The sequence below is a fragment of the Stenotrophomonas maltophilia genome (assembly GCF_047782825.1).
Classification (GTDB): Bacteria; Pseudomonadota; Gammaproteobacteria; order Xanthomonadales; family Xanthomonadaceae; genus Stenotrophomonas.
In genome coordinates this window covers 4354954-4369705 of the sequence record NZ_CP180589.1, presented here as the reverse complement: position 1 = coordinate 4369705, position 14752 = coordinate 4354954, and the positions used below count along the sequence as shown (strand labels likewise).

The 14752-nt window shown below is 64.6% G+C and carries 17 protein-coding genes and 1 tRNA gene; 4 read left to right on the top strand and 14 right to left on the bottom strand.

From position 1 onward, the window contains the following. Positions 1-58 precede the first annotated feature (58 nt). Positions 59-1465, bottom strand: coding sequence for a PIN-like domain-containing protein (locus ACM2ZB_RS20100; RefSeq protein WP_416056731.1), 1407 nt, complete (start codon positions 1463-1465; stop codon positions 59-61). A gap of 128 nt (positions 1466-1593) precedes the next feature. Continuing rightward, positions 1594-2061: a helix-turn-helix domain-containing protein gene (locus tag ACM2ZB_RS20095; RefSeq protein ID WP_416056730.1), complete on the bottom strand. Its 468-nt coding sequence runs from the start codon at positions 2059-2061 to the stop codon at positions 1594-1596. 145 nt (positions 2062-2206) lie between these two features. On the opposite strand from ACM2ZB_RS20095, the gene ACM2ZB_RS20090 reads away from it, so the two are divergent. The 4 genes from ACM2ZB_RS20090 to xerC are packed head-to-tail and all read left to right on the top strand — an operon-like array spanning position 2207 to position 4072. Beyond that, the gene (locus ACM2ZB_RS20090) at positions 2207-2362 is read left to right on the top strand and encodes a hypothetical protein (protein ID WP_416058590.1); all 156 of its coding nucleotides are present in this window, start codon (positions 2207-2209) and stop codon (positions 2360-2362) included. A gap of 36 nt (positions 2363-2398) precedes the next feature. Beyond that, complete coding sequence (locus ACM2ZB_RS20085; protein WP_416058589.1) at positions 2399-2698, top strand: ogr/Delta-like zinc finger family protein; 300 nt, start codon at positions 2399-2401, stop codon at positions 2696-2698. A gap of 11 nt (positions 2699-2709) precedes the next feature. Further along, entirely contained in the window at positions 2710-3030 is a 321-nt protein-coding gene (locus ACM2ZB_RS20080) for a hypothetical protein (RefSeq protein ID WP_416056729.1), read from the top strand. Between the two features lie 13 nt (positions 3031-3043). After that, the gene (gene xerC / locus ACM2ZB_RS20075; protein WP_416056728.1) at positions 3044-4072 is read left to right on the top strand and encodes a site-specific integrase; all 1029 of its coding nucleotides are present in this window, start codon (positions 3044-3046) and stop codon (positions 4070-4072) included. 54 nt (positions 4073-4126) lie between these two features. On the opposite strand, the gene ACM2ZB_RS20070 is transcribed toward xerC, so the two are convergent. From ACM2ZB_RS20070 to ACM2ZB_RS20015, 12 genes are all read right to left on the bottom strand, one after another. Continuing rightward, positions 4127-4202 (bottom strand) — tRNA-Lys (locus tag ACM2ZB_RS20070). Between the two features lie 125 nt (positions 4203-4327). After that, positions 4328-4993, bottom strand: a complete 666-nt coding sequence (gene queC, locus ACM2ZB_RS20065) for a 7-cyano-7-deazaguanine synthase QueC (RefSeq protein WP_416056727.1) — start codon at positions 4991-4993, stop codon at positions 4328-4330. A gap of 78 nt (positions 4994-5071) precedes the next feature. Continuing rightward, a complete protein-coding gene (gene queE / locus ACM2ZB_RS20060; RefSeq protein ID WP_416056726.1) occupies positions 5072-5773 on the bottom strand; it encodes a 7-carboxy-7-deazaguanine synthase QueE in 702 nt (233 codons plus the stop codon). 177 nt (positions 5774-5950) lie between these two features. Further along, complete coding sequence (ybgF, locus tag ACM2ZB_RS20055; RefSeq protein ID WP_313441691.1) at positions 5951-6769, bottom strand: tol-pal system protein YbgF; 819 nt, start codon at positions 6767-6769, stop codon at positions 5951-5953. 3 nt (positions 6770-6772) lie between these two features. Further along, on the bottom strand, positions 6773-7291 hold the full coding sequence (gene pal, locus ACM2ZB_RS20050) for a peptidoglycan-associated lipoprotein Pal (RefSeq protein WP_108766068.1): 519 nt from the start codon (positions 7289-7291) through the stop codon (positions 6773-6775). 63 nt (positions 7292-7354) lie between these two features. Next, positions 7355-8674, bottom strand: coding sequence for a Tol-Pal system beta propeller repeat protein TolB (gene tolB, locus ACM2ZB_RS20045; RefSeq protein WP_313441693.1), 1320 nt, complete (start codon positions 8672-8674; stop codon positions 7355-7357). Between the two features lie 180 nt (positions 8675-8854). Further along, a complete protein-coding gene (tolA, locus tag ACM2ZB_RS20040; protein WP_416056725.1) occupies positions 8855-9910 on the bottom strand; it encodes a cell envelope integrity protein TolA in 1056 nt (351 codons plus the stop codon). Next, positions 9900-10328: a protein TolR gene (gene tolR, locus ACM2ZB_RS20035; protein WP_313441696.1), complete on the bottom strand. Its 429-nt coding sequence runs from the start codon at positions 10326-10328 to the stop codon at positions 9900-9902. The genes tolA and tolR overlap by 11 nt, the downstream gene beginning before the upstream one ends. 24 nt (positions 10329-10352) lie before the next feature. Then, a complete protein-coding gene (gene tolQ, locus ACM2ZB_RS20030) occupies positions 10353-11132 on the bottom strand; it encodes a protein TolQ (RefSeq protein WP_079222896.1) in 780 nt (259 codons plus the stop codon). Between the two features lie 10 nt (positions 11133-11142). Then, entirely contained in the window at positions 11143-11574 is a 432-nt protein-coding gene (gene ybgC, locus ACM2ZB_RS20025) for a tol-pal system-associated acyl-CoA thioesterase (RefSeq protein WP_313441700.1), read from the bottom strand. Then, positions 11564-12604: a Holliday junction branch migration DNA helicase RuvB gene (gene ruvB / locus ACM2ZB_RS20020; protein WP_416056724.1), complete on the bottom strand. Its 1041-nt coding sequence runs from the start codon at positions 12602-12604 to the stop codon at positions 11564-11566. The genes ybgC and ruvB overlap by 11 nt, the downstream gene beginning before the upstream one ends. 178 nt (positions 12605-12782) lie before the next feature. Next, complete coding sequence (locus ACM2ZB_RS20015) at positions 12783-14702, bottom strand: potassium transporter Kup (protein WP_313441701.1); 1920 nt, start codon at positions 14700-14702, stop codon at positions 12783-12785. Positions 14703-14752 lie beyond the last annotated feature (50 nt).

Sequence of the window (14752 nt, the reverse complement as noted above, 5' to 3'; positions counted from 1 at the left end):
TCGATGGCGGCGCCGGCTTCAGCACTGAACGTGAGCTTGAGAGAGGCGGCGGAACGGGCTAGCCCCTGAATCGATAGGGCCTCTCATCGTAAATGGGCACGAGCACAACGCCCGCATCGTTGCTGCTAGCGCCTATGACATCCACCTTGTTCGGCGAGCTCTTGCCAACTCGAGTGGCGATAGCCCATCCCCACTCGCTGTCCAACCAAAAGTCCGGGGGCATCACGGCATCGTAAAGAACGAGGCCTTGGGCGATCCGCCCCGCATGCACAGCCATCCTGATATGGTCCTCAAGGCCAACGAAGGAATCTGACTCCTTTGGCCAATCCGTCACATCCAGCATGGCGTACTCCCGCTCTCCGTCGCCTAGAATCCCTGGAACCACTGCAATAAGGGTGGTTCCATCGTGCATTCGGTACTTCCCTGCACCAAGCGCGTCGCCAATCTCTCCAGCCACGTTGAATAGGCGCTTCTTGTATATTTTCGCTTCAGACGCTCGCGACTGCTCGAGCGATTTGCTGAACACATTTTCACTGGCGCGCACGGGACGGTAGTGGTCGACCTGCTCGACATCGGTGATGGTGTCGTCCGATACACCCGATTTCAGGTAATTCTGAGATTGCTTCACGAAATCAACGAGCGTGTACATCCAGAAGCTGGATACACCTCCACGCCTGCGGATGTCCATTACCAACTCAGGCTGGGGCCGAAGCCCCGATACGGATTTGGTGTCCAGCCACCAATCTTCCTTAACATCGGAAGTGATTAGCAACACACCGGCAGGCTCGGTCTCTTTGCAGTAGTTAAGGAGCTGGCTCCAGAGTACGTAGTCGCCATACTGCCTGTCGTAGATAAGTCCATCGGCCACGTACTTGTCGCCGGCTTTAGCCTGATCTAGGTGACCCGGTCCAGCGCCAATTGAGTACATCTCAGAAGCATCCCGATACAAGGCATCGAGCTCCTCCTGCGATCCAGGACGCCCGCCCACCTTTCCGTCGAGGAGATTGGTCAGGAACTCTGCTACTGGATCCTCTTCCTTCGGTGATACATAGCTCTGCGCTAGTCCATCGGCCAGCTTTGATAGCTCCATCACTCCGTCTGAGATCTTCTTCATTAGAGGATCAACTTCGGCGCTTGAACCTCGCTCCGAGAACTGAACGCTTTGAATCGCCTGCTTGAACGCCACATGCGCCTTGCTGATCGTCGTAGCAAGACTCTTCGCTTTGTCGTACTCATCCTTGAGGGCTTTCAGACGATTCCTCTGGAACTCGGCGGCCACCTGATATGGAATCCAGAGTCGCTCTCTCTGCGATTCAAGCAGATTCATGATCTCCTTGCGCGCTTTCTCAGGAACGCGATAGAGATTGAGCAGCACGTTTGTATCGAGAACGATCAGTGCATCGGCCCAAAGGGCGCGGATGTCCGATTCGGCTGGGTCGTAATAGCCTTCAAAAAGCGCCTTCATTTCTCGGCCTTCCATTTCCGTTGAACTTGAATCGCGGGCAACGACGGCGTCAGCTGTCGCATCTGACTCTACATTCCGCTGATGCCGACCGATAGCGTCGTCTATAGCCAGTATCAGCTGTCCAATATTTAATTCGAGGGTTTGCGACTACCCTTGCTTCGCGATCCTACTTGGAAGCTCACATCGCCTTGGGTTACAGGGCCCGCGTTAACCTGGCCAGAGTTGCTTCCGCCTACAAGCGGTGCGCCCGTAGCACTGGCGTTCTTGGCGGCTAGATCATTCGGTGTCGTCAGCATCAGGCGAATCGCGAAGCGCATCTCGGCCGACGCACTTCTAAAGTACGCAAGAACCTCTCCCTCCTCGTCGCTCAGCTCGGTAGGAAACCCCGTCAGCACGTAGCCGATGTCGACACCTAGGTCTGCTACATCATGCAAATACGCGGCAGTGGGCGAGTTAACGCCCGTCTCGTACCGCATCTGCGTGTTCTTGTTCTTGCCAGCATGTGAGCCCATAGCGTCTTGACTCAGGTCCAGCCGCTCGCGCTCGGCACGCAATCGGGCGCCGACGCCTAGCTTCGGATCTTCAGCGAGTGACATTTTTCGAACCCTCCATGTTGGATGGTTCGTTTTTTACGAACCATCTTGCGGGCAAGTACACAATAATCACACTTTGGAACATCGGATGTCTAAACATGTCCTAAAAACAGCACCCTAGGTCCGAGAGGAGCTTGACCGTAGGGGCATCTCCATCGCTGCGTTCGCGCGTGCGAACAACCTCGACACGCGCGCTACTTGGCTGGTGCTGTTGGGGCGCAACAAGGGGCGTCGCGGTGAGGCGCACAAGGCCGCCGTGGTGCTAGGGATGACGGCTGGCACCATCGATCCCCGCTCGACCTGAGGATCGCTCTTGTCCTCGTACGGCGCCCGCAGGAAGGTGATCTTTCGTTGCGACTTCTGCCATTCCCCTTTGGTGAAGCGCACCAGCCACCTCAGTCATGACCACCTACGACATGACTCATTCAACTGCACCGATCCTATCTGCTCGGCGGCCTTTACCGGGCACACGGAGTTGACCGGTGTAGCAAGCCCCAGCGGCCTCCCACGCGCTCGGCCGACCGACCTTCCCCCAAGCCCCGCATACGCCCGGGAAATTGCCCAGCGCGCTCACAGAATGCAGCACAGCGGCAACCAGCCCGATCTGCTGGACGCACTGCCGCTCCCGGCCGACCACTGAGGAAACCAACCATGGCTGTTCTTGAACTGGCGATGCTGTCGCCATTGGCGAAGCTTTGCCTGCAGTCCACCATCCGCTATGGCGGACTGGTGGTTGGCGCCCGCGGCTATACAGGCCGTCAGGCCGAGGCCGGCGCCACCTTCACTGCTGCACCCGTGTGGCAGCTGATGGCCTTGGGCCTCTTGCGTTGCGCACCTGGCAATGACCGCCTGCTGGAAGCGACTGATCGAGGTTTCGAGTTGAACGACTGCGGCGTGGTCGAATTCAAGAACCCGCCGGAGGGGCTGGGTCTAATCGACCCCAAGGCCGACCAGGTCGAGGCGACCCCATGAGTCAGCGCGACGCATGGTCCACCGCGCAGGAGCCATTCCTCGTTCCCGGCCCTGCCGGGTGCGCGGCACGCTGCGCTTCCTCTTCGACCGCTACCACGAATCCAGCGATTTCAAGCAACTCGCCGCCGGCACCCGCAAGAACTGCGTGGGCTATGCCGAGGTGTTGGCCACCTACGTCCGCAAGGACGGTACGCCGCTGGGATCTATTCAGATTGACCGCATCACAACGCCGGTCGTGCAGCGCCTGGTGGAGACGTTTGCTGCAGGCCGCCCAGCGAATCGCACCCAGCCCGCCTTACCTCCGTACCCCAGCAAGGCCAATCATCTGCACCGCTACCTGCGGCTCACTCTTTCGTGGGGTGTACGCATGGGCTACTGCAAGACAAACCCGGCCAAAGGCGTGCGCCAGGCGCAAGAACGCGGCAACGCACGCATGCCGTCGCAGGAAGCGTTTCGCGCAGTGCTGGCATTCGCACGCGAACGCGGCGCGCTCCCGTCCAACGCCAAGGGCAGCTTCCCCGACTACCTAGCCCCGGTGATGATCCTGGCCTACAGCGTCCGCCTGCGCGGCATCGAGGTCTGCACGCTGACCGACGCCCACCGCCAGGCCGAGGGTGTGCGTAGCAATCGCCGCAAAGGGTCGCGTGACAACGTGACGGAGTGGGACGCAGCGATGATCGAGGCATGGGAGCAGCTGCTGGCGCGGCGCCACCGCATCTGGAATCGGAAGGCGCGTATGCGCCCTGTTCCCCTACGCGCCAGCGACAGGTTCTTACTGGTGGAGCGAGGCGGCGAGCCAATCACCAAATCCGCCCTCGACAGTGCCTTGCAGCGCCTCATTACCGAAGCGGTTCGCGTCGGGGTGATCTCCAAGAGTGAGCGCTTCGCACTGCACGGACTGAAACACCGGGGCATCACGGACGGCGACAACAAGGCTGCAGGCGGCCACGTTACCGAAACGATGTGGCAGCGCTACGACCATGAACTGCCGGTGGTTCAACCGCCCGGCAGGAGGAACGCACTTGAGCGTGGAACCACTTAATTTTCCCGGTGGCATGAAAAAGGCGCCGCAAGGGCGCCTAAGTCATTGATACATTGGTGGGCCGTGATGGATTCGAACCATCGACCAAAAGATTAAAAGTCTTCTGCTCTACCGACTGAGCTAACGGCCCGTGCATGCCCTGCCTTTCGGCGGGGTCGGCATTTTAACCTACTTTGATGGCTGGGTGGGAAGGCAGAAGCGTGCGAACCAAGGTTGGCACCCACTGGGAATGCCGGCCAGCGGCCGGCACTACCGTCAGGCGTACAGCGTCGGGTCGGTTACGCCGGCGTCGGCGAAGCCCTGCGCGCGCAGGCGGCAGGCATCGCAGTGGCCACAGGCGGCACCGTTGGCGTCGGCGTTGTAGCAGGACACGGTCAGGCCGAAATCCACACCCAAGCGCACGCCTTCACTGACGATCTGCGCCTTGCTCAGGAACTGCAGCGGTGCGTGCACGGTGATGCCCGCCCCTTCCACGCCCGATTTGGTGGCCAGGTTGGCCAGCGCCTGGAAGGCGGCGATGAACTCGGGGCGGCAATCCGGGTAGCCGGAATAGTCCACGGCGTTGACGCCGCAGAAGATGTCGTTGGCGCCGAGCACTTCGGCCCAGCCCAGGGCCAGCGACAGCATGATGGTGTTGCGCGCCGGCACGTAGGTGACCGGAATGCCCTCGCCACCCGCTTCGGGCACGTCGATGTCATCGGTCAGGGCCGAGCCGCCGATGCTGCGCAGGTCCACGTCCACGGTCTTGTGGGCGATCACGCCCTGGGCCTTGGCCACTCGCACGGCGGCGTCAAGTTCCGAGGTGTGGCGCTGGCCATAGCGCACGCTCAGGGCATGCACGGCGAAGCCCTGTTCCTGGGCCATGGCGATGACGGCGGCTGAATCCATGCCGCCGGAGAGAAGCACGACTGCCTTCTTCATGGGTAAAACTTCCGGTTGGGTGGGGAAAGCCAGCACGCTGTCCCGCGCCGGAACTACATCAGGGAACGGCACCCGGGCTCAACGGCCCGGCTCGTCGTTCCACAGAATCTTGTGCAGCTGCATCTGGAAGCGCACCGGCAGGCGGTCCTCGACAATCCAGTCGGCCAGCTGGCGCGCGGTGATTTCGCCCTTGCTGGGCGAGAAGAACACGGTGCAACGCTTCACCAGCGCGTGCTCGACCAGCATGCCCTTGGCCCAGTCGTAATCTTCGCGGCTGCAGATGACGAACTTGATCTGGTCGCGGGCGGTCAGCAGCGGCAGGTTTTCCAGGCGGTTGCGCGCCGCTTCGGCCGAACCGGGAGTCTTGATGTCGACCACGCGCGACACGCGCGGGTCGACCGCGCTGACATCCAGCGCGCCGGAGGTTTCCAGCGACACGTCCATGCCGGCATCGCACAGCTTCTGCAGCAGCACCAGGCAGCGCTTCTGCGCCAGCGGCTCGCCGCCGGTCACGCAGACATGGCGCACGCCCTGGGCCAGCACTTCAGCCACGATGTCGTCGATATCCCACCAGGTGCCGCCGTGGAAGGCGTAGGCCGTGTCGCAGTAGTTGCAGCGCAGCGGGCAGCCGGTCAGGCGCACGAACACGGTCGGCCAGCCGGCGGTATCGGCTTCACCCTGCAGCGAGGTGAAGATCTCGGTGATCTTCAACCGGGGCAGCGGCGACTGCACGATCTCGCTGGGGGTCGCGACGGCGGCGGACGGGGAAACGGCGGTCATGGCGGGGACTTCTTCATGGAACACGTGGCTGGGGGCTACCGTGGCCGGTAACGAACACAGCCGAGCATGGGCTCGGCTCTACAACAGGCGGGCGGCCGGATCAGCAAGCGCCGGAAACGAAAGCAGCCGAGCATGGGCTCGGCTCTACAGGTTACGTATTGTACGCCCGGCGGCGGATCAGCGGATCTGCTTGCCCAGGCGGATGGACTGCAGGCGATCCTGCGCGGTGCGCGCGGCGTCCGAGCCAGGGTACTGCGCCACGACGCTTTCCAGGGTCTGCTGGGCCTGGTCGACCTTGCCCTCGCCGTACTGCGAGAGGCCAACCTTGAGCAGGCCACCGGCGGCCTTGTCGTGGGTGGGATAACGCGAGAGCAGTTCACGGAACTGGGACTCGGCCATCGGGAAATTGCGGGTGGCGTAATAGCTTTCGCCCAGCCAGTACAGCGCATTGGGGGCGTAGACGCCGTTCGGGTACAGCTCCAGGAAGCTCAGGAACAGCTGTGCCGAATCATCGTACTTGCCGGCCTTGAGCGAATCGAAGGCGACGTTGTACGAGGTGCGCTCGTCGCCGGTCGCCGCAAGGCTGCCCGGATCGCCGTGCACGGAAGGCGGCCGCTCGGAAGTGGCCGCCGCAGTGGGCTTGGCCGGGGCCGCAGGGGCCTTCGGCGCGCTTGCCGGAACGGGCGGCAGGGCCGGGGCGGCATTGCCCCCTTCCAACCGGTTCAGTCGGCTGTCCAGATCCAGGTACTGATCCTGGGCGGACTGCTTGAGCTGGGCGTTGTCGTGCTGGAGCTGCTCGATGGTCGACTGCAGGCTGGTGACCTGCTGCCGCAGCTGATTGATCTGATTCAACAGGTCCTGGTTGGCACTGTTGTTGTACATCTGCTGCTCGAGCGAGCCGACACGGTCCGCCAGGCTCTGTCGCTGTGCATGCGCCGGTGCGGCAGCCGCGAGGGCTGCCGCAACGACCAGCATCAATGAGATGCCAACACGCATGGATTACTGCGCGGTGTAGACGATTTCGACCCGACGGTTCTGCGACCAGCAGGACTCGTTCGACTCGGTGCAGACCGGACGCTCTTCACCGTAGGACACGACGGTCAGCTGCGAAGCCGAGCCACCGTTGGCCTGCAGGGCCGAGTTGACGCCGTTGCCACGACGCTCGCCCAGGGCCTGGTTGTACGCGCGCGAACCGCGCTCGTCGGTGTGGCCCTGCAGGGTGATGCGCGAGGACGGACGGTCACGCAGGTACTTGGCATGGCAAGCCATGATCGCCTGGAATTCCGGCTTCACGTCTTCCTTGTCCAGATCGAAGTAGACAACGCGCTGACGCAGGCAGGCGTCGGTGTCCAGGTCGCCCGGGCCGTACAGGCCGGAGGTGGACGGACCGGTCGGGGCGGTGGTCGAGGTGCCGGTGTCGACCGAAGCCGGGGCTTCTTCCTTCACCTTCTTCGAGCAACCGGCCAGGACGGCCACGGACAGCAGGGAAACAAGCAGAACGCGGGTGGACTTGTTCATGGCAATACCTTTGTGGCTCCTAGGCCGATGAGGGGTCAAGACAGTGAAAATATTAACACTCTTTTAGCGCTGGGTACGGTATGGGGACCATGCCGGTTCGCGCACATCACCATCGGCCAGAACCAGGCGCTGGCGAACCCGCGCATCGGCCGAGACGGCATACAGCACACCACGACCACCCTCGCGGGCGGCATACAGCACCATGCTGGCGTTGGGCGCGAAGCTGGGCGACTCGTCCAGCGAGCCCGGCGACAGCGTGCTCCAGCGCGGCGAACCCAGCGAGCTGTCCATCATCGCGATGCGGTAGCTGTTGCCCGAACCCTGCGCCATGACGATCTTCTTGCCGTCATAGGACACCGAAGGCTTGGCGTTGTAGTTGCCCTGGAAGGTCACGCGCTCGGCGCTGCCGCCGCCGGCACCCACCTTGTAGACCTGCGGGCGGCCGCCACGGTCGGAGGTGAAGTACACCGCGCTGCCATCGGCGGCCCAGGTCGGCTCGGTATCGATGGCAAAGTGGTTGGTCAGCTGGGTCAGCTGCTTGCTGCCCAGGTCCATCACGTAGATTTCCGGGTTGCCCGAACGCGACAGGGTCAGCGCCAGCTTGCGGCCGTCTGGCGAGAAGGCCGGGGCGCTGTTGATGCCGCGGAAGCTGGTGACCAGTTCGCGGGCACCGGTGGAGATGTTCTGGATGTAGATGGCCGAATTGCCGCGCTCGAAGCTGACGTAGGCCAGCTTGCTGCCGTCCGGGCTCCACGAGGGCGACAGCAGCGGCTCGGCCGAGCGGACGATGGTCTGCGGGTTGTAGCCGTCCGAATCGGCAACCATCAGCGCATAGCGCATGGCATCGCCCTTGCCGCTGGCGGTCACGTAGGCGATGCGGGTCCAGAAGGCGCCACGGACGCCGGTGATCTTTTCGTAGATCGCATCGGCCATCTGGTGGGCCACGTCACGCATGGCGTTGCCGCGGGCGGTCATGGCCAGGCCGAGCAGGCGCTCGCCCTTGGGCACATCGAACAGTTCGTATTCGACGCGGTAGGCGCCGGCGCCGGCGTCCATCACGCGGCCGACCACGATGTAGTTCTGCTTCAGCGCGCGCCAGGTCGGGAACTGGATCTCGCCGCCACGGGTCGGCTTTTCCACGATCTGCCCTTCCGGCAGGGTGCGGAACTGGCCCGAACGCTCGAGATCGGCGCGGACCACGCCGGCCACGTCGGTCTGCGGGGCGCCGGCCGAACCCTGGTAGGGCATCGGCACGACGGTGATCGGCAGCGCGGACGCGTTGCCGCCGATGATGTCGATATCCAGCCCCTTCTGCTGCGCGACGGCAGCGAAGGGCAGCAACAGGGCCGCAAACACGGCCAGCCAGCGAGGCATCTTCTTCATGGAGCGCTCAAATAGGGGGAACCGGAACGAGGGATAGCAAAGCGGAAGTGAACCGCTTCGCAATCATGAACCAAGGGTACGTGAATTCCGGGTCAGTGCCAGCCCGTGCTCTCACGTGCCGTTAACTTCGCAGCCAACTTTCGGCCGGAGCGGCCCCATGGGGCCGCCCGGCCACCGGCCTCAGTGGTCCTGGGCGGTAAAGGTGAAGTTGATCGTGCGGGCGAAGACCGACTCGAAGCCGCGGTACGGCAGCGGCTGCGCATTGAGCACGGCCGCTTCGATCGAGCGCCTGCCGGCCTCGTCGTAGGGGCAGTTGCCGCTGACGGTCGCGCTGCGCACGGTGCCACCGGGCAGCTGGTTGATGGTGATCTGGCAGCGCTGGCCCAGCGGCACGCTGTCCGGACGGGTCCACGACGCCAGCACCTTGGCCTGGATGGCCGCAGCGTACTTGGCCGACAGGTCATCGCTGTTGCCACCGCCACCGGCGGCCGGTTGCGCGGCACCGCTGGTGCCGGCGGGGGCGGCGCCTGCGGCACTGCGTGCGGCGGCCACCTGGCGCAGCTTCTGCTCGGCCAGCTTGGCTTCCTTCTCGGCCTGCTCGCGCTTGGCCCGGATCTCAGCGATCTTCTTCTGCCGGTCGGCTTCGGCCTTGTCAGCCGCCACCTTCTGCTGGTCGGCGATCTTCTTCTTGGCGTCCTCTTCCTGCTGCTTGGCCAGGCGCAGCTTCTGCTCGGCCTCTTCCTGGCGCTTGCGTTCGGTCAGGTCGATCTGTTCCTGGCGGCGCTTGGCTTCCTGCTCCTGCTTGGCCTTTTCCTGGGAAATGGCCAGGGCATTGGCCGCTTCCTGGTCCTTGGTGTCCGGCTGGGCCACGCGCTCCTGCGCCTGTTGCTGCTGCGGGGTGGGCGCGTCCTGCGGGCGCGGTTCCTCGATCGGCTGCGGCGGCGGGATGGTGTCTTCGGGCACCGGCACCGGTTCGGCAACCGGTTCGGGCAGGTCTTCCAGCTTTTCCGACTGGCGCAGGGCCTGGCGCGCGGCGGCCGCTTCAGAGGCGGACAGCGTCAGGCTGGCCTCGACCGATGGGTCGCCGGCGGCGGCGTCGGTATTGCGCTCCGGCGACCACAGCCAGGCCACGATGAAGACCAGCGCGACCAGCAGGTGCACCAGCACGGCCAGCGCCAGGGGCAGGCCCCAGCCCGGTTCCTGCTTGTGCGGCGGTGGCAGGGCGTCAGCGTGCATCGGTGGCCAGGCCTACCTTGTCCACTTTCGCGCGCTTGATGACATCCATCGCAGCGATGACCTTTTCATAGGCCACGGCACGATCGGCGGCGACGATCACGCGCACATCCTTGTCCTGCGCGGCGATGCCGGACAGGCGGCCCTGCAGTTCCTCGGCGCTGACCGCGGTCGGCTCCTTGGCGTCGGGCAGCTTCAGGCTCAGCTGGCCGTCCTGGCGCACCGAGACGATCACCGGGTCCTGCTTGCTTTCCAGCGCCTTGGCGTTGGACTGCGGCAGGTCGACATCAAAGCTGAGGGTGAGCAGCGGCGCGGTGACCATGAAGATGATCAGCAGCACCAGCATGACGTCGATGTACGGAACGACGTTGATTTCCGATTTCAGCTTGCGGCGCTTGCGGCGACCGATGGCAGCGGACATGGCTTGGACTCCCGGGTCAGTCGCTTACTCGTCGCCAGCGCTCTGGCGCTGCAGGATGGAGCTGAACTCTTCGGCGAAGGTCTCGAAACGCACCGACATGCGCTCCACGCGGGTGGTGAAGCGGTTGTAGGCCCACACCGCCGGAATGGCCACGAACAGGCCGATGGCGGTGGCGAACAGCGCTTCGGAAATACCCGGGGCGACGGCGGCGATACCGGCCTGGGCACCGCTGCTGATCATGTCGTGCATGGTGACCATGATGCCGAACACGGTGCCGACCAGGCCCACGTACGGGGCGGTGGAGCCGATGTTGGCCAGCAGTTCCAGGTTGCGCTCGAGCTGGTCCACTTCACGGGTGTAGGTGGTGCGCATGGCGCGCTGGGCGCCTTCCAGCTGCGCGCGGCCATCCAGGCGGCGCTTGTCGCGCAGGCGGCTGTATTCGCGGAAACCGGCTTCGAAGATCGCTTCCAGGCCGCCGACATTGCGGCTGCGGTCGGTGGCCGAGCTGTACAGCTTGCCCAGGTCGGCGCCCGACCAGAAGCGGTTCTCGAACTCGTCGGCTTCGCGGGTGGCCTGCTTGAAGACGCGGGCCTTGCGGAAAATGATCACCCAGCTGACGAACGAGCCGACCAGCAGCAGCAGCACGATGATCTTCACCGGCAGGCTGGCCTTGGCCATCAGTTCGAGGTAATTGATGCCGCCGCCGGTGGTGGCCTGGGCAAGGGTCTGGGTCGCGGCGTTGCTGACATCGGCCGGCAGTGCCTCGGTGACCGTGGCCTGCAGGGCCAGGAGCGTTGCGATCATCCGTTGTTCCTCAAAGTTCGGATTCGGGGTGGAGGTGGGGTTGCAGCGCGGCAAGGACGGGTTCGTCCATGCCACGCGGGCGGAAACTGGCCGCGTCCAGTGCGGCGATGCGGACCTGGGCCGACAGCAGCAGTTCGCCGTCGCGCTCGACCCGCTGGTTGAAGACCATGCTGGCCTTCTTCAGCTGGACCAGGGTGGCGCTCACCTGCAGGGCATCATCCAGCCGGGCCGGCTTGATGAAGTCCATCTGCATCGAACGCACCGCGAACACCATGCCGTGCTCGCTGCGCATGCGCTCCTGGCCGTAGCCCAGCGCGCGCATCCATTCGGTCCGGGCCCGTTCCATGAAGGCCACGTAGCGCGCGTGGTAGACCACCCCGCCCGCGTCCGTATCTTCCCAGTAAATGCGTGTCGGCCAACTGAATCGGGGCTCAACCGACATCGGGAACCTCCGCGAACAGGTCCTGCGGCGGGTTCTTGGGCTTCAGGCCCATGTGCCGGTAGGCCTTGTGGGTGGCCATGCGGCCGCGCGCGGTGCGCACCAGGAAGCCCTGCTGGATCAGGTAGGGTTCAACCACGTCTTCCAGCGTGCCGCGCTCTTCGGACAGGGCCGCGGCCAGCGATTCGATGCCCACCGGGCCGCCATCGAAGTAGTCGACCATGGTTTTGAGCAGGCGCCGGTCAAGCTCGTCGAAGCCTTCTGGATCGACCTTGAGCATCTTCATGGCGGCCTGGGCGACGGCTTCGTCGATATGGCCCCCGGCCTTGACCTGGGCGTAATCGCGCACGCGGCGCAGCAGGCGGTTGGCGATACGCGGGGTGCCACGCGCACGGCGGGCGATCTCGCCTGCCCCGTCGGCGGTGCAGTCGATGGCCAGGATGGCCGCCGAGCGGCGCACGATGCGGGTCAGCTCTTCGACGCTGTAGAACTCCAGGCGCTGCACGATGCCGAAGCGGTCGCGCAACGGCGCGGTCAGCAGGCCGGCACGGGTGGTGGCACCGATCAGGGTGAACGGCGGCAGGTCGATCTTGATCGAGCGGGCGGCAGGGCCCTCGCCGATCATGATGTCGATCTGGAAGTCTTCCATGGCCGGGTACAGCACTTCCTCGACCACCGGCGACAGGCGGTGGATTTCATCGATGAAGAGCACATCGTGCGGCTGCAGGTTGGTCAGCAGCGCGGCCAGGTCGCCGGCCTTTTCGATCACCGGGCCGGAGGTCACCCGCAGCGCCACGCCCAGTTCGTTGGCGATGACGTGGCTGAGAGTGGTCTTGCCGAGGCCGGGCGGGCCGAAGATCAACACGTGGTCGAGCGCGTCGCCACGGGCCTTGGCGGCCTGGATGTAGATGTCCATCTGCTCGCGCACCGGCGCCTGGCCGAGGTAATCGGCCAAGCGCTTGGGGCGGATGCTGGCGTCGGCGGCGTCATCCTCGCGGGTGGCGCCGGCGCCGATGATGCGGTCGTCGGTCATGCCGTGATTATGCGGTAAATGGGTGCATTCCGGGGCCGGAAACACGGTAGTGCCGGCGGCTGGCCGGCAACCCCATGAGCATTTGAGGCATCGCGGGATGCCGGCCAGCGGCCGGCACTACCGGATCGATCGGGGTCAGAGCCTTTTTCCCGCGGAAAAAGGATCCGACCCCGCGCGGTCAGATCTCCACCTGCGCGCCCAGTTCGACCAGGCGGTTGCCCGGAATACGGAAGAAGCCCGTGGCCGGCGCGGCGTTGCGGTGCATCAGCGCGAACAGCTTGTCGCGCCAGATCGGCATGCCGCGGTTGGCGGTGGCGACGATGGTCTCGCGGCTGGCGAAGAAGGTGGTGTCCATCGGGTCGAAATAGATGCCGCCGTGGTCGCACGAACGCATCAGCGCCAGCGGCACATCCGGGGTTTCCATGAAGCCGAAGCGCACATAGACCCGGTAGAACTCGTCGCCCACCGATTCGATCTTCAGCCGCTGCCCTTCCATCGCATACGGGATGGGCAGGGTTTCCACGTGCAGGAACACGTTGCGCTCGTGCAGCACCTTGTTGTGCTTGAGGTTGTGCATCAGCGCGTGCGGGGCCACGGTGGGGTCGGCGGTGAGGAACACCGCGGTGCCCGGCACGCGCACCGGCGGGGCCAGCATCAGGCCCGGCAGGAAGGTGTCGATGCGGATGCCGTCCTTGCGGATCTCATCGCGCAGCAGCTCGCGGCCGCGGCGCCAAGTGCGCATCATGGTGAACAGGAAGATGCCCAGCACCACCGGGAACCACGCGCCCTGCAGCAGCTTGGCGCCGTTGGCGATGACAAAGCCCAGGTCGATCACGAAGAACACCACGCACAGCGGCAGGATCCACCTGCGCGCCTTCGGCCACAGCGAACGGGCCACCAGGGCCAGCAGCAGGGTATCGATCAGCATGGTGGCCGACACCGAGATGCCGTAGGCCACGGCCAGGTTGGACGAGCTGCGGAAGGCCAGCACCAGGCCGATCACCATCACCGCGATACCCCAGTTGATGCCGGGGATGTAGATCTGGCCGATGGTGTCGTGCGAGGTGTGCTTGATGCGCATGCGCGGGATGTAGCCCAGCTGCATGGCCTGGCGCGAGACCGAGAACGCGCCGGTAATGACCGACTGCGAGGCGATCACCGCCGCCATGGTGGCCAGCACGATCATCGGGTACAGCGCCCAGTCCGGCACGGCCTCGAAGAAGGGGTTCTTCAGGGCTTCGGGGTGGTTGAGCACCAGCGCGCCCTGCCCCAGGTAGTTCAGCACCAGGCACGGCAGCACGAAGAAGTACCAGGCGTGGCGGATGGGCTTGGCGCCGAAATGGCCCATGTCGGCGTACAGCGCTTCACCGCCGGTCACTGCCAGCACCACCGCACCCAGGATGAAGATGCCGTGCCAGCCGTGTTCCATGAAGAAGCGGATCGCCCACCAGGGGTTGAAGGCCTTCAGCACTTCCGGCGAATCGACGATGTTGTAGATGCCGATGGCGGCCAGCGAAAGGAACCAGATGGTGGTGATCGGCCCGAACAGCTTGCCGATCCGTTCGGTGCCAAAGCGCTGTACCGCGAACACGGCCAGCAGCACCACCACGGTGATGGGCACGATGAAGGCATGCAGGCCGGGGGCCGCCACCTCCAGGCCTTCCACCGCGCCCAGCACGGAAATGGCCGGGGTGATCACACCATCGCCGAAGAACAGCGAGGCACCGAAGATGCCCAGGATGCCGACCACGTAGGCCGAGCGCGAGCCGTTGCGCAAGGTGCGCTGGGTCAGCGCCATCAGGGCCATGATGCCGCCCTCGCCATCGTTGTCGGCGCGCATGATGATGGTCACGTACTTCAGGGTGACCACGATGTTCAGCGCCCAGAACGCCAGCGACAGCACGCCCAGCACGGTGTCATGGTCGCTGTTGAGCCCGTAGTGCGGCGAGAACGCCTCCTTCAGGGTGTACAGCGGGCTGGTGCCGATATCGCCGAAGACCACGCCGATCGCACCGATGATCAGCGCCAGTCCCCCGGCCGGGGGGGCGTGACCATGGCCGCCGGGGGCGGCTGCGTGCGGGGTTTGACTGCTGGACATGGGACTCCTGGCGAAGCTCAGGCGATTGGAGGAAAGGGAAAAACCGGCGC